Below are 20,560 nucleotides of genomic sequence, written 5' to 3'. Positions count from 1 at the left end.
ACTCTGTGCTCGAATCCGTGACTTCCGCCGCCTTGGCCAGCGCCATGGACGGGTTGGCGCTGCGCCAGCGCACCATCGCGAACAACATCGCCAACGTCAACACCCCGAATTACCACGCCAAGCGGGTCAGCTTCGAGGATGCCCTCGCCGCTTCCGTGCAGTCGGGCGACGGCCACGCACAGGCAACCATCGCGGCGTCGCTGGAGCCCACCCAGCTCAACGGGAACAACGTCAACCTGGACACCGAAACCCTGTCCAACATCGACACCGTGCTGCGCTTCCAGTTCGCCGCCCGGGCCATCGGCGGGGAATTCACCGCCGTCCGTTCCGCGCTGAGGACGAACTAATGACATTTGACGCGATCGGCATCGCCGGTACTGCCCTGACCGTGCACCGCAAGTGGCTCGACGCCGTCTCGGACAACCTCGCCAACATGAACAACGCCTCCGCCACGTCCGGCCCGGCGTTCCGTGCCAAGTACGTCGAGGCCGCCGAGGGCGCCGAGGGGACCGGCGTGTACGTCAAGAGCACGCAACTGGGCGACGGCGCAGGCCGCGTCGTGTACCAGCCGGACCACCCGCTGGCCGACGCCGACGGCAACGTCAAATACCCGGACATCGACATGGCAGAGCAAATGGGCGCCCTGATCATCGCCCAGCGCGGCTACCAGGCCAACGCCCAGGTTGTGGACCGCGCCCGCGAGACCTATCTCGCCGCCCTTGAGATTGGAAGATCCTGATGCCCGTTTCCCCCATCGCCCCGGTCCAGGGTGTCCTGCCCACCGACTACCTTTCCGGCGCCGCCGCGGTCCCCGCCACGGACGGGTCCTCCTTTGCTTCCTCGCTCACCGGCGCCGTCGATAACCTCCAGCAGCTGCAGTCGACGTCGAAGCAGCTCGCGGTCTCGGCCGTCACCGGCAACCTGGATGACATCCACAACGCCACCCTCGCCGCGAGCCGCGCCCAGATCACGCTCGAACTCGTGGCCACCGTCCGGAACAAGGGCGTTGACGCGTTCAACGAGATCATGAGGATGCAGGCCTGATGCCTCCGCAGATAACCGTCTTCTTCCAGCGCTTCGGCGACGGCCTCAAGGGCTTCACCACCGGCCAGCGCACCCTCGCCGCGATCGGCGCTGCCCTGCTGGTGGTCGGCATCATCGCGCTGACCGCCTGGCTCAGCCGTCCCACCCTGGCCCCGCTGTTCTCCGGCCTGAAAGACACCGACGCGAACGGGATCGTCGAGCAGCTGCGCAAGGACAACGTCCCCTACGAGCTCAGCGACGGCGGCTCCACCATCCTCGTGCCGCAGGACAAGGTCTACGACGAACGGCTCAAGGCCGCCGCCGCAGGACTTCCGACGGCGGCGGCGACCGGTTACTCGCTGCTGGACAAAATGGGCGTCACGTCCTCCGAGTTCCAGCAGTCCGTGACGTACAAGCGCGCCCTGGAAGGCGAACTCGCCAGCACCATCGGCGCCATGGACGGGGTCAAGACCGCGGCGGTCCGCCTCGCCATCCCGGAGAAGACCGTGTTCGTCTCCAAGACCCCGGACACCACCGCATCGGTGTTCGTCGAGACCGCGCCCGGCGTCACTCTCTCCGGGGACAAGGTCCAGGCCATCGTGCACCTGACTTCCGCCGCGATCGAAAACCTCAAACCGGCCAACGTGTCCGTGGTCGACTCGCAGGGCAACGTGCTCTCCACCGTCGGAGGCGGCGCCGCGGGCTCCGCCTCGAAGCAGGCCTCCGACTACCAGCAGCGTACCGGCGACGCCGTTCGCGCAGTGCTGGACCGCGTCGTCGGCCCCGGCAACTCCACTGTTGCGGTCGCTGCGGACATCACCGGCGAATCCGCCCAGCAGAAGAGCGAAACTTTCTCCAACACCCCCGGCGCGCTGCCGCTGAGTGAGTCCTCCAAGACGGAGAAGTACTCCGGCTCCGGCGGGGGAGGGGCCGGTGTCCTGGGTCCGGACAACATTGCCGTGCCCGGCGACACCGGCGGCAACGGCAACTTTGACTCCACCACCGCCACCAAGAACAACGCCGTCAACAAGGTCACCGAGGACCGGGTCATCCCGCCGGGTGCGGTCAAGCGCCAGACCATTTCGGTGGCCGTCAGCCAGACCGCCGCGGGCGGGCTGAACCTTGGCTCGCTCACCGCCCTGGTCACCTCCGCCGCCGGCGTGGACAAGGCCCGCGGCGACGTCGTCACGGTCGAGGTCATCCCGTTCAGCACGGCTGCCGCGGACCAGGCCAACGCCTCCCTCGAGGCAGCCAAGGCCGAACTCGAAGCGCAGAAGCAGCAGGCCTTCTTCAGCACCCTGGTCACGGCCGGCAGCATCCTGCTCGGACTACTGATCCTGGCCCTAGTCATCACCGTGATCCTGCGCCGCCGCCAGAAGCGCGAACCCGTGGACCTCGGCGAACGCCTGGACATGCTTCCGGTGATCCCCGCCGTCACGGCCATCGACCCGGCCCCGGCGACGTCGGCCATCCCGCTGGCCGCCCTGCCGCCGCAGCCGCTGCCGGCCCCGCCGCTGGAGGTCCTCGAGGCCGAACGCCGCATGCAGGAGATCGACAGCATGGTCGCGGCCAACCCGGAGAAGGCGGCGGACTACCTCCGCAGCCTGATGGATGACAGGCAGCCGGTATGAAACTTGCCGACTCGACCCTGACCGGCACCCAGCGCGCCGCCGTCGTGCTGATGCAGATGAGCCCGCCGAACGCCGCCCTCGTCATGGCGCAGTTCACGGACTCGGAAGCGGAGGAAATCGCCGCCGAGATCGTCCGGCTCCGCAGGGTCGATCCAGAAGTGTCCGAACAGATCATGAAGGACTTCCACGAGGCCGCCTTGAGCAGCCAGCGGCAGGCGCGCGGCGGCCGTGAGCTCGCCGAGGGCCTGCTCGAGGCCTCCTTCGGCTCGGAGAAGGCCGCGGGCCTGATCAACCGGCTCACCGTCAACATGGCCGGCAAGTCCTTCGAGTTCCTCGAGGACATTGAGCCGGTGCAGATCCTGGCGCTGATCGACGGCGAACTGCCGCAGACCATCGCCCTGGTCCTCGCGCACCTGAGCCCGCGCAAGGCCTCGGCCGTGATGTCCGGGCTGCCCGGCTCGCTCCGCGCCGACGTCGCGCTCAGCATCGCCACCATGGGTTCCGGCGCGCCGGAAGCGATCGGCATCGTCGCCGACACGCTGAAGCTCCGCGGCGGCGCCGCCGTCTCCCAGCAGGCATCCAAGGTCGTCGGCGGCATCCAGCCGCTGCTGGAGATCATCAACCGCACCGACGCCGGCACCGAGCGCTCCGTCCTGGACGGCCTGGACCTGCTGGACCCGGACCTCGCCGTGGAAATCCGCGCCCAGATGGTGACGTTCGACGACATCGTGAAGCTGGAACGCCGCGACGTGCAGCTGGTGCTGCGCGGCCTGGACGCCTCCGTGCTCTCCGTCGCCATGAAGGGCGCCTCCGAGCAGGTCCTGGAGACCATCACGACCAACGTCTCCGGCCGCAACCTGGAAATCCTCGAATCCGAGATCGCGGCGCTGGGACCGCTGCGCGCCTCCCAGATCGAGGAGGCGCGGGCCGCCGTCGTCCGCTCCATCCGCGAGCTCGAGGCCGACGGCCAGATCACCATCCAGCGCGGGGACGAAGAAGACTATGTCTACTGACCGCGCGTTCAGCGGGGCCGCCGTCGCCGACGGCGTCCCGGCCCGCATCGTCTTCCCCTCGCTGCGCTCCACCGGGCCGGCGAACGAACAGGCCGGCTACACCGAGGGCCACGCCGCCGGCTACGCCGCGGGCGTGCGCGCCGCGGCCAAGGAACAGCGCCGCTGGCGGGACCGGATGGCCGCGGAGCAGGCCGCCTCGCTCGCCGCCGGGCAGCAGGACCTGGACCGTGCCGTTCGCGCGCTCACGGTGGCCCGGACCGACTTCGCACACCGCAACGTCCAGGCCCTGACCGACGCCGAAGAGGTGCTGGCACGCACCGCCCTGGAGCTGGCCGAAGCCATCCTGGGCTATGAACTGGCCGAGGGAACCCGCACGGCGCGCGCCGCACTGGCCCGGGCGCTGTCCGGCAGCGACGCCGCGACCGTGCTTGCCATCCGGCTGCACCCTGCTGACATCGACGTGCTCGCCCGCGAAGGCCAGGACGAGCCGGCCGGCCTTCCGCTGCTCGCCGACCCGACCCTGCAGCGCGGCGACGCGAAGGTGGAATACCAGCAGGGGTGGCTGGATGCCAGTCTCGGCAGCGCCCTGGCCCGCGCGAAGGCGGCCCTGCTGGGCGACCAGTGGACGGACGCGCCCGGCACCCCCTCAGGCGGTCAGCCATGATCACCCAGTGGCGCCCCAAGGGCGGGGACTTCGCCGCGGCACTCGCCGCCGCCGCACCCCAGCGCGTCGGCACCGTCACCTCCGTGATGGGTCTTGGCCTGGAGGTTTCCGGCCTGGACTGCGCGCTCGGTGACCTCATCACGGTGGGGGAGAACCCCGGGCTCGACGCCGAAGTGGTCGCCGCCAACGACGGCGCCGTGCGCTGCATGCCGCTGGGACGCCTGGCCGGAATCGCCGCCGGCGACCCGGTCCGTGCCAAGGGCGGCACTGTCCTGGTCCCGACCGGGACGGGGCTCTTCGGCCGCGTCCTCGACGGCCTGGGCCGGCCGATCGACGGCAAGGGCCCGCTGCTCAGCGGCCCCCGCGTGCCGATCGACAACGAGGCGCCCAACGCCATGAAGCGCGCGCGGATCAACACCCCGCTGCAGACCGGCGTGCGGGTCCTGGACACCATGACCACCCTGGGCAAGGGCCAGCGCATGGGCCTCTTCGCCGGCTCCGGCGTCGGCAAGTCCTCGTTGCTGTCCATGATCGCCCGCGGCACCGACGCCCAGGTCTCGGTCGTCGCCCTGGTGGGGGAGCGCGGCCGCGAAGTACGCGAGTTCCTTGAAGACGACCTCGGCCCGGCCGGGCTGGCGCGCTCCGTCGTCGTCGTGGCCACCTCCGACGAACCCGCGCTGATGCGTATGCGCGCCGCCTTCACCGCCACCCGGATCGCCGAATCCTTCCGCGACCAGGGCAAGGACGTGGTGCTGATGATGGACTCGCTCACCCGTGTGGCCATGGCCCAGCGCGAGATCGGCCTCTCCGCCGGCGAGCCGCCCGCGACCCGCGGCTACCCGCCGTCGACCTTTTCCGTACTGGCGCGGCTGCTGGAACGCGCCGGCACAGCGGAGACCGGATCCGTCACCGGCATCTACACCGTGCTGGTGGACGGCGACGACCATAACGAACCAATCGCCGACGCCGCCCGGTCCATCCTGGACGGCCACGTCGTACTGGACCGCAAGCTCGCCGTCACGGGCCACTTCCCGTCGGTGGATGTGCTCGGCTCGGTGTCCCGCGTCGCGTCCAAGGTCAACGCCGGCCCGCACCTGGCCGCCGCCTCCGCGCTGCGCAAGGTGCTCGCGGCCCGCAAGGCAGCCCAGGACCTGATCGATGTCGGCGCCTACCAGGCCGGAACCAACCCCCTGGTGGACGCCGCCCTGGCGCACGAGGACGCCGTCAGCGCCTTCCTGCAGCAGCCGATGGAGGAATCCACCCCGCACCACGAGTCCTGGCGCCAGCTGGGCTACCTCACCTCAACTCTGGGAGCCGCCGCATGAACCGGCAATTCTCGCTCGCGGGGCTGCTGCGCCTCCGCCAGATCCAGCAGGACCAGGCCGCCTCCGGGCTGGCCCGCGCCCGCTCGCGGTCCAGTTCCGTCCGGGCCCGGGAATCCTCCGCCCGCCGGCAGCTGGCCGCCACGGACGGGGACATCGACAGCACCGCGTCGCTGCGCGCCGTGGCCGCGGCCCGGTCCGCGTCCCACAGCATGCTCGCGGACCTGCAGGGCCTGGCCCGGCTGGCCGAGACCGACGAGGCAGCTGCGCGCGAGGAATTCATCGCCGCGCGTACCCGCTCCACCGGCCTGGAAAAGCTGCAGGCGCGGCACCACGCCGAGGTCAGCACCGCGGACCTGCGCGCCGAACAGTCCACCCTCGACGAGATCTCCTCGACCAGTTGGCACCGCGATGACCAGCAGGTGCGCCCATGAGCATGACCGAAGCGCTGGGCCGAATCCAGGGCATCCAGTCGATGATCGCCGAACTGACCAGGCCGGCCCAGGCCGAGAGCAAGACCGCGGCGCTGCAGTCCGCTGCCACGGCCTCCCTCGCCACCGGAACGGGTGACACCGGCTCCTTCACCGAGGCGCTGACCGCAGCCCTCGGCGGAAGCTCCTCGGCCGGCCCGGACGCCGGCACGCTCGCCAGCAGCCTGGGCGGGGGCCTAGGCAAAGGCCTCGGCCTGGGCGGGCTCGCCGGGCTCACTGCCCCGTCCGCCGTCGCCCGGCCCGTCGCTGCCGGGACCGCCACCGGTACCGACGTGGTGGCGATGGCGAAGAAGTACATCGGCGTGCCGTACGTCTGGGGCGGCACCAACCCGGCCACCGGCATGGATTGCTCCGGTTTCACCCAGCGTGTCTTCAAGGACCTCGGCGTCGAGCTTCCCCGCGTTGTCAGCGACCAGATGAAGCAGGGCACCCCGGTGGCGTCCCTCGCGGAGGCCAAGCCCGGGGACCTGCTGATCAGCTTCGGCGGGAACCACATCTCCATCTACCTCGGCAACGGCAAGGCGATCGACGCCCCGGTGCCCGGCAAAACCATCCAAATCCGCGATGCCTGGGAACAGCACTCCAACCTGACCTCCATCCGACGGATCGTCCCGGCTGGAGGCGGAGCGTGAAGGGCGTAGCCGGGCCGGACCTGGCGACTGCGCTGGCGCCGGCCCGGGGTGCGGGGCAGGGCAGCCGCGGCCGTGCCGAGGGCGGGGCGTCCGACGCCGGTGCCTTCGGTGCCGTCCTGAGCGACGCCGTCGGCGCCTCCGCAACCCCGGCCCCCACCCCTGAGGCTCCCACTCCGGACGCTCCCTCAGCTTTGGTGCCTTCCACCACCGACGCTCCCTCAGGTCTGGTGCCTTCAAGCACCAACGCTCCCTCAGGTTCGGCTGCTTCCGTACCCAACACTCCCTCAGGTTTGGGTGGTTCCAGCCTCGTGCCTCCGGCGAATCCGGCCCCGGCCTCCGCAGACGGCACTGAGACGACGACGGACGCGACCCAGTCAGGCCCCGCGCCGGTCGACACGTCGACGGCAGATCCCGCGTCGGCCTCCCTCGCCACCGCCAACGCTATTGCCGCTTTGGGCTGGATGAATCCCGGCGCATACGGCAGCGCGGCCGCAGCTCGCGGCGCCGCTGCGGCTGCCGCCGGTGCGGTAACAGCGGAGGGAGTGAGCGGCCCGGCAGCCACACCTGCCGGCGCTCCGATGGGTTCGAGCCCTGTACCGCCGGGTATTGCTGGGTCCGCGGCCGCCCTGCAGACCGCCCCCACAACGGCGGTGTCGGCGGACGTTACGTCGGTTCCGCCGGCAGCGTCGTCGGCCGTCGCTTCAGTGTCGAACGGCGTTCAGGCCGCATCATCCGCCCCCGACCCAGCAACGGCGCCGGCCGTCGGACAGCCCGGCCCGTCTGCGCCAGCCCCGGCTGCGCCTGCCGTCGCCCTGCCCGGGATGCCCGGGACCTTCAACGCGTCCAGCGCGCCGACCGCCACGCCCGCCGGCGTCGCGACGGCCGGCGGCGGCGTGAACAAACCTGCCGGCCCCACGGGTCGGGCCACGGAAGCCCTCCCGCTGACGGCCGTCCCGGCCGATGGACTCGCCGCGGCCGGCGCATCGGCCCTGGCCGCACCCGGCCCGGCCCCCGCACCCGTGACGCCCGGACCCGGTACGCCCGCCGGGGCGCCCGCGTCCCCGGCGTCCTCGCCGCAGCCGGCACTCCAGCCGCAGCTGGCCAAACCGCTCTTCACCTTGGCGGCCGCGCCGCAGGGCCAGCACGTCATGACCCTGAAGGTCAGCCCGGAAGACCTTGGCCCGCTGACAGTGCGCGCCCACATCGACGGCGCAGGTGTCAGAATCGAACTCTTCGCCCCTGCGGACACCGGCCGCGAGGCGCTGCGGGCAATCCTGCCCGACCTTCGCAAGGAGCTTGCGGATTCGGGATTCGGGGCCAGCCTGGACGTCTCCGACCACAGCGGCCCCTCCGGCGGGGGACAGGACGCCTCCGCGCGGGCGGCAGAACGTGCCGACACCGGCAGCGGCGCCCGGAGCGGTTCCGGAAGCGGCAGCCAGGACGGGCGCGGGGAATCCCGGCCCGGACACCGCTGGGACCAGTTGGCGGACCAGTCATCGCTGCGCACCGCCAGGATCCTCAACGGCCCGCAAACCACCCTCGACATTCTCGTCTGACCAAAGGAACCCGACTCATGACTATCCAGCCCATCGCCCCCCAGCCGGTGACGGCCGCGGGGACGACCCCGGAGGCTGCAGCCGTCCGGGCGCCCGTGCAGACCATGGACGCCAACGTCTTTATGTCGCTCCTTGTGGCCCAGCTGAAGAACCAGAATCCCAGTGCCCCCATGGACACCAACCAGATGATGGCCCAGACCATCCAGCTGTCCATGATGGAAAAAATGACCGAGCTCACCAGCAACAGCAAGGAGGGCTTCTCGTTGCAGATGCGCTCCGCCGCGGCACAGCTGATCGGCCACTCCGTCGACTACACCCTCCCCGACGGCACCACCGGCACCGGGATCGCCAGCTCGGTCTCCTTCGCCGGCGCAGTGCCGACCGTCAAGGTCGGCGAGCTCTCCGTTCCCCTCGACTCCATCAGCGGCCTCACCGCACCGGCCGCTTCCTAGCCGTTTTCCTCCCGTAGAAAGGCAGTTCCCATGCTCCGCTCGCTGTACTCCGGTATCTCCGGCCTCCGCGCCCACCAGACCATGCTGGATGTCACCGGCAACAACATCGCCAACGTCAACACGGCCGGCTTCAAGGCGTCCTCCACGCAGTTCCAGGACACGCTGTCGCAGATGACTCAGGGCGCCTCCGCACCGCAGGGCGAGTCCGGTGGCAGCAACCCGGCACAGATCGGCCTGGGCGTCCGCGTCGCCGGCGTCAGCACCAACTTCGCCCAGGGCTCCTCGCAGAGCACCGGCCGTGCCACCGACATGATGATCTCCGGCGAAGGCTTCTTTATCACCAGCAAGGGCGGGCAGCAGCTCTTCACCCGGGCCGGGTCCATGACGTTCGACGCCGCCAGCCAGCTCGTCAGCCCCGACGGCGGCATCCTGCAGGGCTGGACCGCCAACAACAACGGCAAGGTGGACCAGGCGGGCGCCATCGGCGACATCACGCTCAACCCGAACACCATGATCGCGACCCCCACCACTCAGGTCACGATGGACGGAAACCTGCCCGGTGAAGCCGCGGCAGGAACGCAATTGGAGCGCCTCGTCAAGGTCTACGACGCCACCGGCGCCGCCCGCGACATCACCTTGAAATTCACCGCCAACGGCGGCAACAGCTGGAACGTGGAGGGGCTTGACGGTGCCACGACCGGTTCGACGACCATGACCTTCGCTAACGGCAAGCTCACGTCCGGCTCCTCGCTGGCGGTCGGCGGCGTCAACGTCGACCTTTCGCAGGTCTCCGCTTTTTCCGGCATGAGCTCGCTGACCGTCGCCGGCCAAAACGGAGCGCCGGTGGGAAAGCTGGAGTCCTTCACCCTGGGCAACGACGGCTCGCTGATCGGGTCCTTCAGCAACGGCGTCAAGCAGGTCCTCGCCAAGATCGCCCTCGCCAAGTTCACCAACCCGGCCGGCCTGGAGAAGGCCGGCGGCTCGTCCTACGTCGCCACTGCCAACTCCGGTAACGTCCAGCTCGGTGCCGCGGGCGACGCCGGCATCGGCACCCTGGCCGGCGGCTCGCTGGAAATGTCCAACGTGGACCTGTCCCAGGAGTTCACCAACCTGATCGTCGCCCAGCGCGGCTTCCAGGCGAATGCCCGGATCATCACCACTTCCGACGAGGTCCTGCAGGAACTGGGCAACCTCAAGCGCTAAACCCTCGCGGCCAGGCCGGCAAAAGTCCCGCGGTCGCTGCAACGCTCAGGGCGTTGCAGCGGCCGTATGGCATTTCCGGCTCAGGGCGGGCATAAGTGAGAGAGCAACGGGGGAGCGGGTCGCACGGCGGCTAACGAAACCGCCGGGCCGGCCGACAGTAAAGGGAGAACACCCCCATCCCGTCGTCCGGCCAACCAGCCGGGCAGTCCCAGAGAATCGGCCCATGATCGTTGTCACTCGCCTCAACGGAACGCGCTTCGCGGTCAATCCGGACCTGATTGAACGGATCCACGAGAGCCCGGACACCCACCTGGTCACGCTCGACGGCGCCGCTTACGTGGTGCTGGAAAGCCTCGCCGAGGTGGTGGAGCTGATTGCCGACTACCGTGCCTACGTGCTCAGCAAAGCCCGGGACTTTCCAGCGGTTACCGGTTTCCCGCTGAGCCTGGTCCCGCCGGCCGAGGCGGATGACGACGTCGACCCCTCCGCACCTGAACCACCAAGAAAGTAAGTCATGGATCCCGCAACAGCCGTAGGACTTCTCCTAGCCTTTGGCTCCGTCATTGCCATGGTGCTCATTGAAGGCGGCAGCATCACCGCCCTGCTGCTGCCCGGGCCCCTGATCCTGGTCTTCGGAGCCACCCTGGCTATCGGCCTGGCCGGCAACACCCTCAAGGACGTCATCCAGGCCTTCAAGTCCGTGCCGGCCATGTTCGTCGGCAAGACCGCGAAGCCCCAGGAAAGCATCGACCAGATGGTCCGCTTCGCGGAGAAGGCGCGCGCCGAGGGCCTGCTCTCCCTGGAGGAGGAGGCCGCCAGCGTCAAGGACCCGTTCCTGGCCCGGGCCCTGCAGAACATCGCCGACGGCACCGACGCCGAGGACCTCCGCATGCAGATGGAGGACGAGATCGACACGAAGTCCCGCAGCGACCACGCCTCGTCGAAGTTCTTCGCCAGCCTCGGCGGCTACGCCCCGACCGTCGGGATCGTCGGAACCGTGGTCTCCCTGACCCACGTGCTGGAGAACCTCTCCAAACCGGACGAGCTCGGCCATATGATCGCCGCCGCGTTCGTCGCGACCCTGTGGGGCCTGCTCTCCGCCAACTTCATCTGGCTGCCGTTCAGTTCGCGCCTGGCCCGGCTCTCCGAACTGGAGATCGAACGCATGACCCTCGTGATGGAGGGGATGCTCGCCGTGCAGTCCGGCGCCCAGCCGCTGCTGCTGGCCGAGCGGCTCCGTTCCATGGTCCCCGAGCACCAGCTCAAGAGCGTCGACAAGGGCCGCAAGGCGCCCGGCGGCGACGACCGTGCGGAGCCGATGGACACAGCCGCGTGAGCGGCCGCCGGCGGCCACGCAAGAAACCCGAGGCGCACCACGTCGACGAACGCTGGATGGCCTCCTACATGGACATGGTCACGGTGCTCATGTGCCTGTTCATCGTCCTCTACGCCATGTCCACGGTCGACGCGAACAAATTCGAAAAGCTGCGCAACTCGCTCGCCACGGGCTTCGGCACCGTCGCCTCGGAAACCGTGGACACAGCCTCCGGCACGGTGGTCCCGCCCGAGTTTGTCGACAAGGACCTGGAGGCGTTCGCCGCCGTCCAGTCGGAGGACAAGAAGACCCAGGACGCGGCCCTCGAAGCCGCCAAGAAGGAAGTCGACCGGCTCAAGGCCCTGGAGCAGAAGATGAAGGCCGGGCTGGCGGCGGCCGGGCTGAGCCAGAACGTCGAATTCCAGATCGACCAGCGCGGACTGACCGTCAAGCTCGTCGGCTCGCAGGCCTTCTTCGACCCCGACCGGCCCGAACTGACCCCCCGCGCCTCCCGGGTGCTGCAAATCATTTCGCCGATCCTGCGCCCCGCGGCGCTGGAGATCATGGTGGAGGGCCACGCGGCCAAGGGCGTCACGGCGTACCCGTCCACCTGGGAGCTGTCCTCGGCGCGCGCCGTCAACGTGCTGCGCTACATGGTGGACCGCGGCGGGATCCCGCAGCAGCGGATCGGCGCTGTCGCTTTCGGCTCCGCCCGCCAGGTCAATGACGATTCGACGCCGGCGCTTATGGAACGCAACCGCAGAGTCGACATTGTGGTGATCTCGGACAAGCCCGACGTCGTCCGCGCCCTCATCCCGAAGGCACTGAAGCTCAGCCAGAAATAGGGCCTGCCGCCGCAACGGGCACCCGGCAGGCGACCGGGCAGGACGACGGCGGGGACCCGGCGGGAACTGCCTGCTCCGGATTGCTTACGCCGTCGGACCGGCGGCCGATAGTGGCAACCGTGAGTGTTTTGGATGAGCGGGAAGTGGCACGGGAGCGGACCGTCAGCGTCTATGACTTCCGGCGTCCCGCGACGCTGGCTCGGGAACACAGCCGCGTCCTGGAACTCGCCTTCGAAACCTTCGCCCGCCAGTGGGGCACCCAGCTGACTGCCAAGGTCCGCGTGAAGTCCGTGGTCCGGCTCGAAGACGTCCGCATGCAAAGCTACGACGAGTACGCGGCGTCGCTGCCGGCCGTCACGGCCATGGTCCTGTGCACGGTCGAGTCGCACGACCCCAAACTCGTGGTGCAGTTCCCCGCCCCCTCGGCCCTGGGCTGGATCAACCGCATGCTTGGCGCCTCCGCCGACACGACCATGCCGGACCGGAAATTCACCCAGATCGAACAGGCCCTGGTCAAGGGGCTCATGGACGAGGCCCTCGAGGATCTGGGCTACTCGCTGGGACCGCTGCTGAGCGAAACCATCCGGGTGGACACGGTGCAGTACAATTCCCAGTTTGCCCAGGCTGCACCGCCGAGCGAGCTGATGATCGTGGCCGCGTTTACGATCAACGTCGGCGACATCAGCGCCCCCGCCACCCTGGCGGTGCCGGCCGGCATCCTGTTGGGCCGGTTGAAAAAGGTCAACCCCACGGACGACCGCGGCAACGCGGCGGCCCGCGTCAGCTCCCAGCTGGAACGCGTCCCGGTGGAGCTCTCGGTGCGGCTCTCGACGTCGTTTGTCACCCCCAGCCAGGTGCTCGGCCTGGCGGTCGGGGACGTACTGACCCTCCCGCACCTGGAAAACCGGCCGTTCGACGTCACCCTGGACGGCACCCGGCTGGCCACCGCCGCTCCCGCCCGCAACGGGTCCCGGGCCGCCGCCGTCATTGTCACCATCGAGGAGAACCACCAATGAGCATCACCCTGACCAAGCACGAATCGTCGGCGGCACGGCTTGTTGAGGAGCTGCCCAGCCCGGTGGCGCTGAAGGTCGAGGCGCTGGTCCCGGCCCGCGCCGCCGCCCCCTATGCCCGCCAGGCCGTCACCGCCACCTTCGTCGGGTCGGTCACCGCGGATCTGGCCCTCATGCTCAGCGACCGGACCTTCCTCGACGAGGCGGCCGGCGGCATGGCCGGCGGCCAGCTCGGCGTCGTCTCCGTCACCGACGTGCTCCGCCCGGCGATGGAAAGCGCCAGCTCCGTCTTCGGCGCCGGCGTGCTCTCCGACCTGCGCGAATCCGACGCGTCGGGCCTTCTCACGGACCCGGACACCGCCATCTTCGAACTTTCCGACGGCACCAGCCCGGCGGCCTGGTTTGCCGTCCGGCTGCGCGAGCACGGCGCCGGCCAGGACCGCGGCGGCGACCCCTTCGGCGGCGGCGACACGGTGGCCGGCCGGCTCGGCCGGATCAACAACATCGAAATGGCCCTGACCGTGGAGATCGGCCGCACCCGCATGTCGGTGCGCGACGTGCTCTCGCTGGAGCCGGGCAAAATCATCGAACTGGACCGCTCCGCCGGGGCTCCGGCTGACGTCCTGCTCAACGGGCGGCTGATCGCCCACGGCGAGGTGGTGGTCCTGGACCAGGACTACGCCGTGCGGATCACCCGCATCCTCGACGTGGCCGAGGGGCTTAGCTGAATGGACTCGCTGATCCTCGGGCTGCGGGTAGCCGTAGCCCTGGGCGCGGTGCTGGGCTTGATCTGGCTGTTGCAGCGCCGTCTGGGCAAAGGCACCGGACGACGTCGTGCTGACGCCACCTTGAATGTGGTCAGTCGCCAAAGCGTTGGCCAGCGCGCCTCCGTGGTCGTGGTCGACGCCGGCGGCAAGCGCTTCCTGCTCGGCGTCACCGACCACGCCGTCAATGTGCTGCACACCGGGGACGCACCCGAAGAGGCCGTCGAAGCGGTGCTGCCGGCTCCCGGGCGCGGTGCCGCGGCTGCGTTCGCCCAGGCCCTCGCCGGCGCATCGACCGCCGGCGCCCCTGCCGCCGTGGCCGCCGAGACCGGTTCACCGGACCGGCCGCTGTCCCGCCGCAGTTCCATCCACCGCGAAGCCCACGCCCGGACCGCCCCGGGCCGCGCCGGCCAGCCGGTGGTCCACCCGCCGCTGCACGGATCGATCCTGGCCGGTTCCACCTGGAAGCAGGCCGCCGCCGCTCTCAGGAGCGGACGCCGCAATTGATCCGCCCCCTCACCTCCAGAACACTCCGGGTGCTGGCGTACGGCTTTTCCGCCGTGCTCCTGGCGGTCCTGCTGCTGTGGCTGAATGCCTCCGCCGGCCACGCCGCCCCCATCCCGCCGGTGCCGCCGACCCCGCCGGCCAGCCCGGATACCGGCAGCGTCAACATCGAGATCAACGGCATGGACGGCAAGCCCTCCACCGCCGTCCTGACCCTCATCGGGATCACGCTGCTGTCAGTGGCGCCGGCCCTGCTGTTGATGATGACCTCGTTCACCAAGATCTTCGTGGTCCTGGCGATGACCCGGAACGCCCTGTCGCTGCCCTCCATCCCGCCCAACCAGGTGCTGGCCGGGCTGGCGCTGTTCCTCTCGATCTTCGTCATGTGGCCGGTCATCAACGAGATGAACACACTCGGGGTGCAGCCCTACCTGAACGGGAAGCTCGACTTCAACGGCGCCCTCAGCGCCGGCTCCGGCCCGTTGCAGCAGTTCATGCTTGCCCACACGCGGGAAGAGGACATCGCCCTGATGACCCGCGCCGCCGGCATGGAAAACCCGGCCACGCCCGAGGCCGTTCCGCTGCAGACCTTGATCCCGGCGTTCATGATCTCCGAACTCCGCGCCGCCTTCATCATCGGCTTCGTCATCTTCATCCCGTTCCTCGTGATCGACCTGGTCGTCTCCGCGGCCCTGATGTCGATGGGCATGATGATGCTTCCGCCGGTGATGATCTCGCTGCCGTTCAAGATCCTGCTCTTCGTCCTCGTCGACGGCTGGGGCCTCATCATCACCTCGCTGGTGCAAAGCTATGCGGGCACCGGATGAATGCCAACGCCGTCCTGGACATCTGCCTCCAGGCCATGATCGTCGCCGCCAAGCTCTCGGCCCCGGTACTGGTGACGGCCCTGGTCGTGGGCCTGGCGATTTCGCTGCTGCAGTCCATCACCCAGCTGCAGGAGGCCACGCTCTCCTTCGTCCCGAAACTGGCCGCCGTCGCGGTGGCCCTGGTGGTCTGCGGGCACTGGATGATCTCGGAAATGGTCGCGTTCACCAATGACCTGTTCGCCAAGATTCCGGCCCTGCTCGGAGGTCTGTGAGGTGGGCATCCCGATCGACCAGACGTGGCTGGAAGTCCTCCTGCTGGCCACCGTCCGGATGACGGCGTTCCTGGTCGTGGCTCCTCCGTTCGCGCACCACGCCTTCCCCGGCCGGGTGAAGGCGATGCTCGGCGTCGGGCTGGGCCTGGCAGTCTCGCAGCGGCTCGCCGGCGGTTACACCGCCCGGGACACGGCCGGGTTCTTCACCGGGGTGGTCCTCGAACTCGTCACGGGCCTGGCCCTGGGGTTCCTGGTCATGCTGGTCTTCTCCGCCGTGCAGTCCGCCGGCAGCCTGATCGACCTGTTCAGCGGGTTCCAGATGGCGCAGGCATTCGATCCCCAGATGATGGTCAATGGCGCCCAGTTCACCCGGCTGCTGCAGATGGCCGCCCTGGCCCTGCTGTTCGCCTCAGACGGCTACCAGCTCGTGATCGGCGGCCTGACCGGCAGCTTCACCGCGCTGCCGCTGGCCGGGGGACTGGACCTCGCCCAGCCCGTCCAGGCCATGATCTCCGCCGTGACCGGCATGTTCCTCGCCGCCGTCCAGATCGCGGGCCCGCTGCTGGTGGTCCTCTTCCTCGCCGACGTCGGGCTCGGCCTGCTCACCCGGGTGGCGCCGGCCCTGAACGCGTTCTCGCTGGGCTTCCCGCTCAAGATCATGCTGACCCTGGCTCTCGCCGGGTTCCTCTTCCTGGCCCTGCCCAGGATCGTCTCCACGCTCGCCGGCCAGGCCGCCAGGACAGTGCTGGGGGTGGGCTGATGTCGGATTCACAGGAAAAAACCGAGCAAGCCACCGACAAACGCATGCGGGAGGTCCGTTCCAAGGGCCAGCTCTCCCGCTCGCAGGACCTCACCGCCTGGCTCGCCGTCGGCGCCGCGGCCGTGATGATCCCCGCCACCGTGGACCGCGCTGCCAACGCCGCCACCGACCAGGTCTTCAGCGTCCGGGGCGTCATGGCGGCGCCGGACCCGGCGAAGGCCGTCAAAGCCCTCGAGGACGGACTCGGCTCGCTCGCCGGGATCCTCGCACCCATGCTGATCGTGGTCCTTGTCGTGGTGGTGGCCGGGTCCGCCCTGCAGGGCGGCATCCACCTGAAGAAGTTCCGGGCGGATTTTGAACACTTCAAGCTGCTCAGCGGCCTGAAACGGGTCTTCGGCACCCAGGCGCTCTGGGGCGGCGTCAAAGCCCTGCTCAAGGCCACCGTCGTCGGCCTCGTCCTGTACTCGGTCGTTCAGGGGCTGGTCCCGGTCCTGCTCACCGCGGGCGGCCTCCCGCTCGCCGGGGTCGTCGCGGCCGCCGGCGGAGGCATCTCCTCCCTGGTCCAGTTCGCGGTTTTCGCCGGCATCGCCCTGGCCGCCGTGGACTACTTCGTGGTGATGCGACGGAACCGGAAGAAGACCCGGATGTCCAAGAAGGAAGTCCAGGACGAGAACAAGAGCAGCGAAGGCGACCCGCTGATCCGGTCCCAGCGCCGGGCCCGGCAGCTGTCCATGAGCCGGAACCGCATGATCGCCGCGATCGGGGACGCCGACGTCGTCCTCGTCAACCCGACGCACGTCGCCGTCGCGCTCAAATACGAACCCGGGAAGTCCGCGCCGCGGGTGGTCGCCAAGGGCGCCGGCCACGTGGCCGCCCGGATCCGGCAGGAAGCCGAGGCCAGGGACGTCCCCATGGTCCAGGACATCCCGCTCGCCCGGGCGCTGCACGGCGCGTGCGAGCTGGGCCAGGAGATCCCGGTGGATTTCTACCACGCGGTGGCAGCCGTGCTGGCGTTCGTCATGTCGCTCAAGGCCCGCGGCGCCGGCGCCGGGCTGCACCGGATGGCGGGAGCCGCGCTGTGAACCCGCTTCGAACCAGCGTCTGTGAAAGGACCGCATCATGAACAACAGGCTTGCCCGGCTGGCGGTGCCGATCGGCATTGTCGGCATTGTGCTGCTGCTGGTCGTTCCCGTGCCCGCGCCGCTGCTGGACTTCCTGATCGTCTGCAACATCCTGCTGGCGCTGCTGGTGCTGCTGACCAGCATGTTCGTGAAGAAGCCGCTGGACTTCTCCGTGTTCCCCTCGCTGCTGCTCGTGGCCACGCTGTTCCGGCTGGGCCTGAACGTCGCCTCCACCCGGCTGGTCTTGGGCAACGGCTACGCCGGGCAGGTCATTGAGGCGTTCGGCAAGGTCACCGTGGGCGGCTCCATGATTATCGGCGCAGTCGTCTTCCTGATCCTCGTGGTGATCCAGTTCGTCGTGGTCACCAAGGGCGCCGAACGCGTCGCCGAGGTCGGGGCGCGCTTCACCCTCGATGCCATGCCCGGCAAGCAGATGGCGATCGACGCCGACCTCAACGCCGGACTGATCACCGACACCCAGGCCCGGGAGCGGCGTGCCGAGGTCTCCGCGGAGGCCGACTTCTACGGCGCCATGGACGGTGCCTCCAAGTTCGTCAAGGGCGACGCGATCGCAGGCATCATCATCATCATCATCAACTTCATCGGCGGCATCGCCATCGGCATGCTGCAGCGCGGCATGGAGATCGGCGACGCGCTGAACACCTACGGCATCCTGACCATGGGCGACGGGCTGGTCACCCAAATCCCGGCGCTGCTTATGGCCGTCTCCACCGGCATGATCGTCACCCGGTCCAACGCCGAGGCGGACATGGGCCGGACGGCCTCCACCCAGCTGCTGCAGTCACCCAACGCCCTGCTGATCGCCGGCGTCGCCGCCTTGGCCATGGCCTTCATCCCCGGCATGCCGCCCATTCCGTTCGTCCTGGTGGGCGCCGGACTGATCCTGGCCTCTCGCCGCACCAAGGCGAGCCAGCTGCAGGCGGAACAGGCCCGCGACGCCGAAGCCGCGGCCCTGGGCGCACCCGAACTGGACCCCAACGAGAAGCTGCTTGAGGACATGCGCGTCCACCCGGTGGAGATCCTGCTCGCCCCGGACCTGGTCGACATGGTTTCCGGCGCCTCCGATGACCTGCTGGCCCGGGTCCGGTCGCTGCGGCACAAAATCGCCATGGAACTGGGCCTGGTCATCCCGCCGGTCCGCACCCGGGACAGCGTGGACCTGCCCCCGGCCACCTACGCCATCCGGATCGCCGGTGTGGAGGCCGGCCGCGGCACCGCCCCGGGCGGGCAGCTGCTGGCCCTGGGTGACGCGCTGGACTCGCTGCCCGGCGCGGCCATGATCGAGCCGGTCTTCGGCCTCGCCGGCAAGTGGATTCCGGCGGAAATGCGGCACAACGCCGAAATGACCGGGGCCACCGTGATCGACCGGGTCTCGGTGCTGGTCACGCACCTGTCCTCGATCGTCACCGCCAACGCCGCCCGGCTGCTCTCCCGCGAGGACGTCCGGGTGCTCACCGAGGGCGTGCGGAAGCAGAGCCCGTCCGCCGTCGACGAACTCACCCCGGCCCTGCTCACCCTCGCCGAGCTGCAGCGCGTGCTCCAGGGCCTGCTGGACGAGCAGGTCCCGATCAACGACCTCGCCCGGATCTACGAGGCGCTGACCCTGCGCGCCAAGGTCTCCACCGACCCGGAGTCGCTGGTCGAGGCCGCGCGCCAGTCGCTCGGCCCGGCGCTGACCGCCAAATTCATGGACGGGCCCGTGCTGAACGTCATCATGATCGACCCGCTGCTGGAACAGTCCATGCTGGAGGACATGCGTCCGGCCGAGGGAGGCAGCCAGATTGTGATGGGGCAGGACCGGCTCGACGCCGTGCTCCGCTCGGTGCAGAACGCCATGGACTCCGCGGCTGCGGCAAACCGCCAGGCCGTCCTGGTCTGCGCCCCCGCGCTGCGTCCGGCCATCCACCGGCTTGTCGGGTCGCAGCCCGGGTCCCTGCCAGTGCTGTCCTATCGCGAAGTCACTTCCGCCAATGTGCGGATCGAAACAGTAGGAGTAGTGCGCCATGCCGAACCGCTTTCGGCTTAAAGGAGCCTCACTGGAGGAAATCCGCAGCAAGGCCGAGGCCCAGTACGGGCCGTCGGCGCGGATCGTTTCCGCGGAGCGCGTGACCAGCCCCGGCATCGCCGGGCTGTTCGCCGCCAACCGCTACGAGGCGATCGTCGAGGTCCAGCCCACGCACGACGTCGTCACCGGCGAGGTGGTGCCCGACGCCGACATCCTGGCCGAGGGGGAGGACGCGGCCAAAGCGGACAGCGGGCAGAACCGCCGGCTCAACGCGGCCGCGCCGAAGACTGCCGCCGCCCCCGGCCACGAGCTGCAGGGCGACGCGATCGCGGCGCTGCTGGCCGAAGCGGATGCCGCCGAGCTGACCCTGCACCGGACCGCCGCCCCCGGGGTTTCCACCGAGAAGCCCGGCTTCGCCGAGCTGCTGGACCAGCTGGGCTCCGGCCTGCGCCCGGCGGCTCCCGCCCCGGCCACGGTGGCCGCCACCGCCACCGCCACCGCGGGGGAGTCCGACGGCGCCGCCAGGCCGGCGTCCGCCGCCTCCCCGTCCGAGCCACGGACGGCCCCCGCACCGGTGCGTGCTCCTGTTCCGCTGCAGGAGATCGTCCCGGCGCCGCTGCGCGGCACCGGGGACCTGGTCGTGCTGGTCGGCCTCGGCGACGACGCCCTGGACACGGCGCTGGCCATGTCCATCGCCGCCGGCGGAGCGGACGTGCGCACCGCCGGGGAGCTGAGCGCCTACGGCCACCTGCACCTGGACGGGCGCCAGAGCGCCACGGCGGCGCGTGCGCACGCCGTGGAGACCGAACAGACGGTCATGGCCGCTTTCGGGCTGGGCAAGGCCCGCAACACCCTGGCCCGGCTGCAGGCGATCGCCTCGCTGTCACCGGACCAGCTGTGGGTGGTGGTGGATGCCGGCCGCAAGACCGAGGACACGGCCCGGTGGGTCGGCGTGCTGCGCTCCCGCCTGGACGTGGCCGCCGTCGCCGTCGTCGGGGCAACGGACACCGGCACGCCCGAAAGCGTCGAGGCCCTGGGCCTGCCGGTGGGCTGGATCGACGGCCGGCCCGCGACCCGTCCGTTGCCGTGGGCCGCAGCGTCCGGCCACGAAGGGTAGATTGAGAGA

Annotated in this window: 24 protein-coding genes; all 24 read left to right on the top strand. The window is 69.8% G+C overall.

Going from position 1 to position 20,560, the window contains the following annotated elements; genetic code table 11:
- The first annotated feature begins 5 nt into the window (after positions 1 to 5).
- Positions 6 to 347, top strand: a complete 342-nt coding sequence (locus ASG71_RS16050; RefSeq protein WP_056741174.1) for a flagellar basal body rod protein FlgB — start codon at positions 6 to 8, stop codon at positions 345 to 347.
- Positions 347 to 739 (top strand): flagellar basal body rod protein FlgC, encoded by a 393-nt coding sequence (locus tag ASG71_RS16045; RefSeq protein ID WP_056741172.1) that lies wholly within the window; start codon positions 347 to 349, stop codon positions 737 to 739. Before ASG71_RS16050 ends, ASG71_RS16045 begins: the two co-directional genes overlap by 1 nt.
- Complete coding sequence (gene fliE, locus ASG71_RS16040; protein WP_056741170.1) at positions 739 to 1,044, top strand: flagellar hook-basal body complex protein FliE; 306 nt, start codon at positions 739 to 741, stop codon at positions 1,042 to 1,044. The genes ASG71_RS16045 and fliE overlap by 1 nt, the downstream gene beginning before the upstream one ends.
- Positions 1,044 to 2,654, top strand: a complete 1,611-nt coding sequence (gene fliF, locus ASG71_RS16035; RefSeq protein WP_056741168.1) for a flagellar basal-body MS-ring/collar protein FliF — start codon at positions 1,044 to 1,046, stop codon at positions 2,652 to 2,654. Before fliE ends, fliF begins: the two co-directional genes overlap by 1 nt.
- The gene (gene fliG, locus ASG71_RS16030; RefSeq protein ID WP_056741166.1) at positions 2,651 to 3,667 is read left to right on the top strand and encodes a flagellar motor switch protein FliG; all 1,017 of its coding nucleotides are present in this window, start codon (positions 2,651 to 2,653) and stop codon (positions 3,665 to 3,667) included. The genes fliF and fliG overlap by 4 nt, the downstream gene beginning before the upstream one ends.
- Positions 3,657 to 4,331: a FliH/SctL family protein gene (locus tag ASG71_RS16025; RefSeq protein WP_056741164.1), complete on the top strand. Its 675-nt coding sequence runs from the start codon at positions 3,657 to 3,659 to the stop codon at positions 4,329 to 4,331. The genes fliG and ASG71_RS16025 overlap by 11 nt, the downstream gene beginning before the upstream one ends.
- Positions 4,328 to 5,656: a FliI/YscN family ATPase gene (locus ASG71_RS16020; RefSeq protein ID WP_056741161.1), complete on the top strand. Its 1,329-nt coding sequence runs from the start codon at positions 4,328 to 4,330 to the stop codon at positions 5,654 to 5,656. The genes ASG71_RS16025 and ASG71_RS16020 overlap by 4 nt, the downstream gene beginning before the upstream one ends.
- Entirely contained in the window at positions 5,653 to 6,087 is a 435-nt protein-coding gene (locus tag ASG71_RS16015; RefSeq protein WP_056741159.1) for a flagellar FliJ family protein, read from the top strand. Before ASG71_RS16020 ends, ASG71_RS16015 begins: the two co-directional genes overlap by 4 nt.
- A complete protein-coding gene (locus ASG71_RS16010; RefSeq protein WP_056741157.1) occupies positions 6,084 to 6,776 on the top strand; it encodes a C40 family peptidase in 693 nt (230 codons plus the stop codon). The genes ASG71_RS16015 and ASG71_RS16010 overlap by 4 nt, the downstream gene beginning before the upstream one ends.
- Before the next feature lie 821 nt (positions 6,777 to 7,597).
- Positions 7,598 to 8,332: a flagellar hook-length control protein FliK gene (locus ASG71_RS16005; RefSeq protein ID WP_056741156.1), complete on the top strand. Its 735-nt coding sequence runs from the start codon at positions 7,598 to 7,600 to the stop codon at positions 8,330 to 8,332.
- 17 nt (positions 8,333 to 8,349) lie between these two features.
- The gene (locus ASG71_RS16000; RefSeq protein WP_056741154.1) at positions 8,350 to 8,784 is read left to right on the top strand and encodes a flagellar hook assembly protein FlgD; all 435 of its coding nucleotides are present in this window, start codon (positions 8,350 to 8,352) and stop codon (positions 8,782 to 8,784) included.
- Between the two features lie 30 nt (positions 8,785 to 8,814).
- A complete protein-coding gene (locus tag ASG71_RS15995) occupies positions 8,815 to 9,987 on the top strand; it encodes a flagellar hook protein FlgE (protein ID WP_056741152.1) in 1,173 nt (390 codons plus the stop codon).
- 223 nt (positions 9,988 to 10,210) lie between these two features.
- A complete protein-coding gene (locus ASG71_RS15990; RefSeq protein ID WP_056741150.1) occupies positions 10,211 to 10,498 on the top strand; it encodes a flagellar FlbD family protein in 288 nt (95 codons plus the stop codon).
- 3 nt (positions 10,499 to 10,501) lie between these two features.
- The gene (locus ASG71_RS15985; RefSeq protein ID WP_056741148.1) at positions 10,502 to 11,323 is read left to right on the top strand and encodes a motility protein A; all 822 of its coding nucleotides are present in this window, start codon (positions 10,502 to 10,504) and stop codon (positions 11,321 to 11,323) included.
- Complete coding sequence (locus ASG71_RS15980; protein WP_056741146.1) at positions 11,320 to 12,147, top strand: flagellar motor protein MotB; 828 nt, start codon at positions 11,320 to 11,322, stop codon at positions 12,145 to 12,147. Before ASG71_RS15985 ends, ASG71_RS15980 begins: the two co-directional genes overlap by 4 nt.
- Positions 12,148 to 12,266: 119 nt before the next feature.
- Positions 12,267 to 13,163 (top strand): flagellar motor switch protein FliM, encoded by an 897-nt coding sequence (locus tag ASG71_RS15975; RefSeq protein WP_235564172.1) that lies wholly within the window; start codon positions 12,267 to 12,269, stop codon positions 13,161 to 13,163.
- On the top strand, positions 13,160 to 13,888 hold the full coding sequence (gene fliN, locus ASG71_RS15970; RefSeq protein ID WP_056741143.1) for a flagellar motor switch protein FliN: 729 nt from the start codon (positions 13,160 to 13,162) through the stop codon (positions 13,886 to 13,888). The genes ASG71_RS15975 and fliN overlap by 4 nt, the downstream gene beginning before the upstream one ends.
- Positions 13,889 to 14,431 (top strand): flagellar biosynthetic protein FliO, encoded by a 543-nt coding sequence (gene fliO, locus ASG71_RS15965; protein ID WP_056741141.1) that lies wholly within the window; start codon positions 13,889 to 13,891, stop codon positions 14,429 to 14,431.
- Positions 14,428 to 15,255, top strand: a complete 828-nt coding sequence (gene fliP, locus ASG71_RS15960) for a flagellar type III secretion system pore protein FliP (RefSeq protein WP_414826681.1) — start codon at positions 14,428 to 14,430, stop codon at positions 15,253 to 15,255. The genes fliO and fliP overlap by 4 nt, the downstream gene beginning before the upstream one ends.
- On the top strand, positions 15,252 to 15,527 hold the full coding sequence (gene fliQ, locus ASG71_RS15955; protein WP_056741139.1) for a flagellar biosynthesis protein FliQ: 276 nt from the start codon (positions 15,252 to 15,254) through the stop codon (positions 15,525 to 15,527). The genes fliP and fliQ overlap by 4 nt, the downstream gene beginning before the upstream one ends.
- 1 nt (position 15,528) lies before the next feature.
- Complete coding sequence (locus tag ASG71_RS15950; RefSeq protein ID WP_056741137.1) at positions 15,529 to 16,287, top strand: flagellar biosynthetic protein FliR; 759 nt, start codon at positions 15,529 to 15,531, stop codon at positions 16,285 to 16,287.
- Complete coding sequence (locus tag ASG71_RS15945; protein WP_056741135.1) at positions 16,287 to 17,369, top strand: flagellar biosynthesis protein FlhB; 1,083 nt, start codon at positions 16,287 to 16,289, stop codon at positions 17,367 to 17,369. Before ASG71_RS15950 ends, ASG71_RS15945 begins: the two co-directional genes overlap by 1 nt.
- A gap of 37 nt (positions 17,370 to 17,406) precedes the next feature.
- Positions 17,407 to 19,455: a flagellar biosynthesis protein FlhA gene (locus ASG71_RS15940; protein ID WP_056741133.1), complete on the top strand. Its 2,049-nt coding sequence runs from the start codon at positions 17,407 to 17,409 to the stop codon at positions 19,453 to 19,455.
- A complete protein-coding gene (locus tag ASG71_RS16765) occupies positions 19,433 to 20,551 on the top strand; it encodes a hypothetical protein (RefSeq protein ID WP_056741132.1) in 1,119 nt (372 codons plus the stop codon). Before ASG71_RS15940 ends, ASG71_RS16765 begins: the two co-directional genes overlap by 23 nt.
- Positions 20,552 to 20,560 lie beyond the last annotated feature (9 nt).

Source organism: Arthrobacter sp. Soil763, assembly GCF_001428365.1.
In the GTDB taxonomy this organism is placed as follows: Bacteria; Actinomycetota; Actinomycetes; order Actinomycetales; family Micrococcaceae; genus Arthrobacter.
Note: the sequence above shows the minus strand (reverse complement) of the source record. Positions and strands in the feature narration are given on the sequence as shown.

What these genes read in the sequence shown, in the direction of transcription:
- ASG71_RS16045 (WP_056741172.1), top strand. Translation starts at nt 347, where the DNA reads ATGACATTTGACGCGATCGGCATCGCCGGTACTGCCCTGACCGTGCAC.
- fliE (WP_056741170.1), top strand. Translation starts at nt 739, where the DNA reads ATGCCCGTTTCCCCCATCGCCCCGGTCCAGGGTGTCCTGCCCACCGAC.
- fliF (WP_056741168.1), top strand. Translation starts at nt 1,044, where the DNA reads ATGCCTCCGCAGATAACCGTCTTCTTCCAGCGCTTCGGCGACGGCCTC.
- fliG (WP_056741166.1), top strand. Translation starts at nt 2,651, where the DNA reads ATGAAACTTGCCGACTCGACCCTGACCGGCACCCAGCGCGCCGCCGTC.
- ASG71_RS16025 (WP_056741164.1), top strand. Translation starts at nt 3,657, where the DNA reads ATGTCTACTGACCGCGCGTTCAGCGGGGCCGCCGTCGCCGACGGCGTC.
- ASG71_RS16020 (WP_056741161.1), top strand. Translation starts at nt 4,328, where the DNA reads ATGATCACCCAGTGGCGCCCCAAGGGCGGGGACTTCGCCGCGGCACTC.
- ASG71_RS16015 (WP_056741159.1), top strand. Translation starts at nt 5,653, where the DNA reads ATGAACCGGCAATTCTCGCTCGCGGGGCTGCTGCGCCTCCGCCAGATC.
- ASG71_RS16010 (WP_056741157.1), top strand. Translation starts at nt 6,084, where the DNA reads ATGAGCATGACCGAAGCGCTGGGCCGAATCCAGGGCATCCAGTCGATG.
- ASG71_RS16005 (WP_056741156.1), top strand. Translation starts at nt 7,598, where the DNA reads ATGCCCGGGACCTTCAACGCGTCCAGCGCGCCGACCGCCACGCCCGCC.
- ASG71_RS16000 (WP_056741154.1), top strand. Translation starts at nt 8,350, where the DNA reads ATGACTATCCAGCCCATCGCCCCCCAGCCGGTGACGGCCGCGGGGACG.
- ASG71_RS15995 (WP_056741152.1), top strand. Translation starts at nt 8,815, where the DNA reads ATGCTCCGCTCGCTGTACTCCGGTATCTCCGGCCTCCGCGCCCACCAG.
- ASG71_RS15990 (WP_056741150.1), top strand. Translation starts at nt 10,211, where the DNA reads ATGATCGTTGTCACTCGCCTCAACGGAACGCGCTTCGCGGTCAATCCG.
- ASG71_RS15985 (WP_056741148.1), top strand. Translation starts at nt 10,502, where the DNA reads ATGGATCCCGCAACAGCCGTAGGACTTCTCCTAGCCTTTGGCTCCGTC.
- fliN (WP_056741143.1), top strand. Translation starts at nt 13,160, where the DNA reads ATGAGCATCACCCTGACCAAGCACGAATCGTCGGCGGCACGGCTTGTT.
- fliO (WP_056741141.1), top strand. Translation starts at nt 13,889, where the DNA reads ATGGACTCGCTGATCCTCGGGCTGCGGGTAGCCGTAGCCCTGGGCGCG.
- fliQ (WP_056741139.1), top strand. Translation starts at nt 15,252, where the DNA reads ATGAATGCCAACGCCGTCCTGGACATCTGCCTCCAGGCCATGATCGTC.
- ASG71_RS15945 (WP_056741135.1), top strand. Translation starts at nt 16,287, where the DNA reads ATGTCGGATTCACAGGAAAAAACCGAGCAAGCCACCGACAAACGCATG.
- ASG71_RS15940 (WP_056741133.1), top strand. Translation starts at nt 17,407, where the DNA reads ATGAACAACAGGCTTGCCCGGCTGGCGGTGCCGATCGGCATTGTCGGC.
- ASG71_RS16765 (WP_056741132.1), top strand. Translation starts at nt 19,433, where the DNA reads ATGCCGAACCGCTTTCGGCTTAAAGGAGCCTCACTGGAGGAAATCCGC.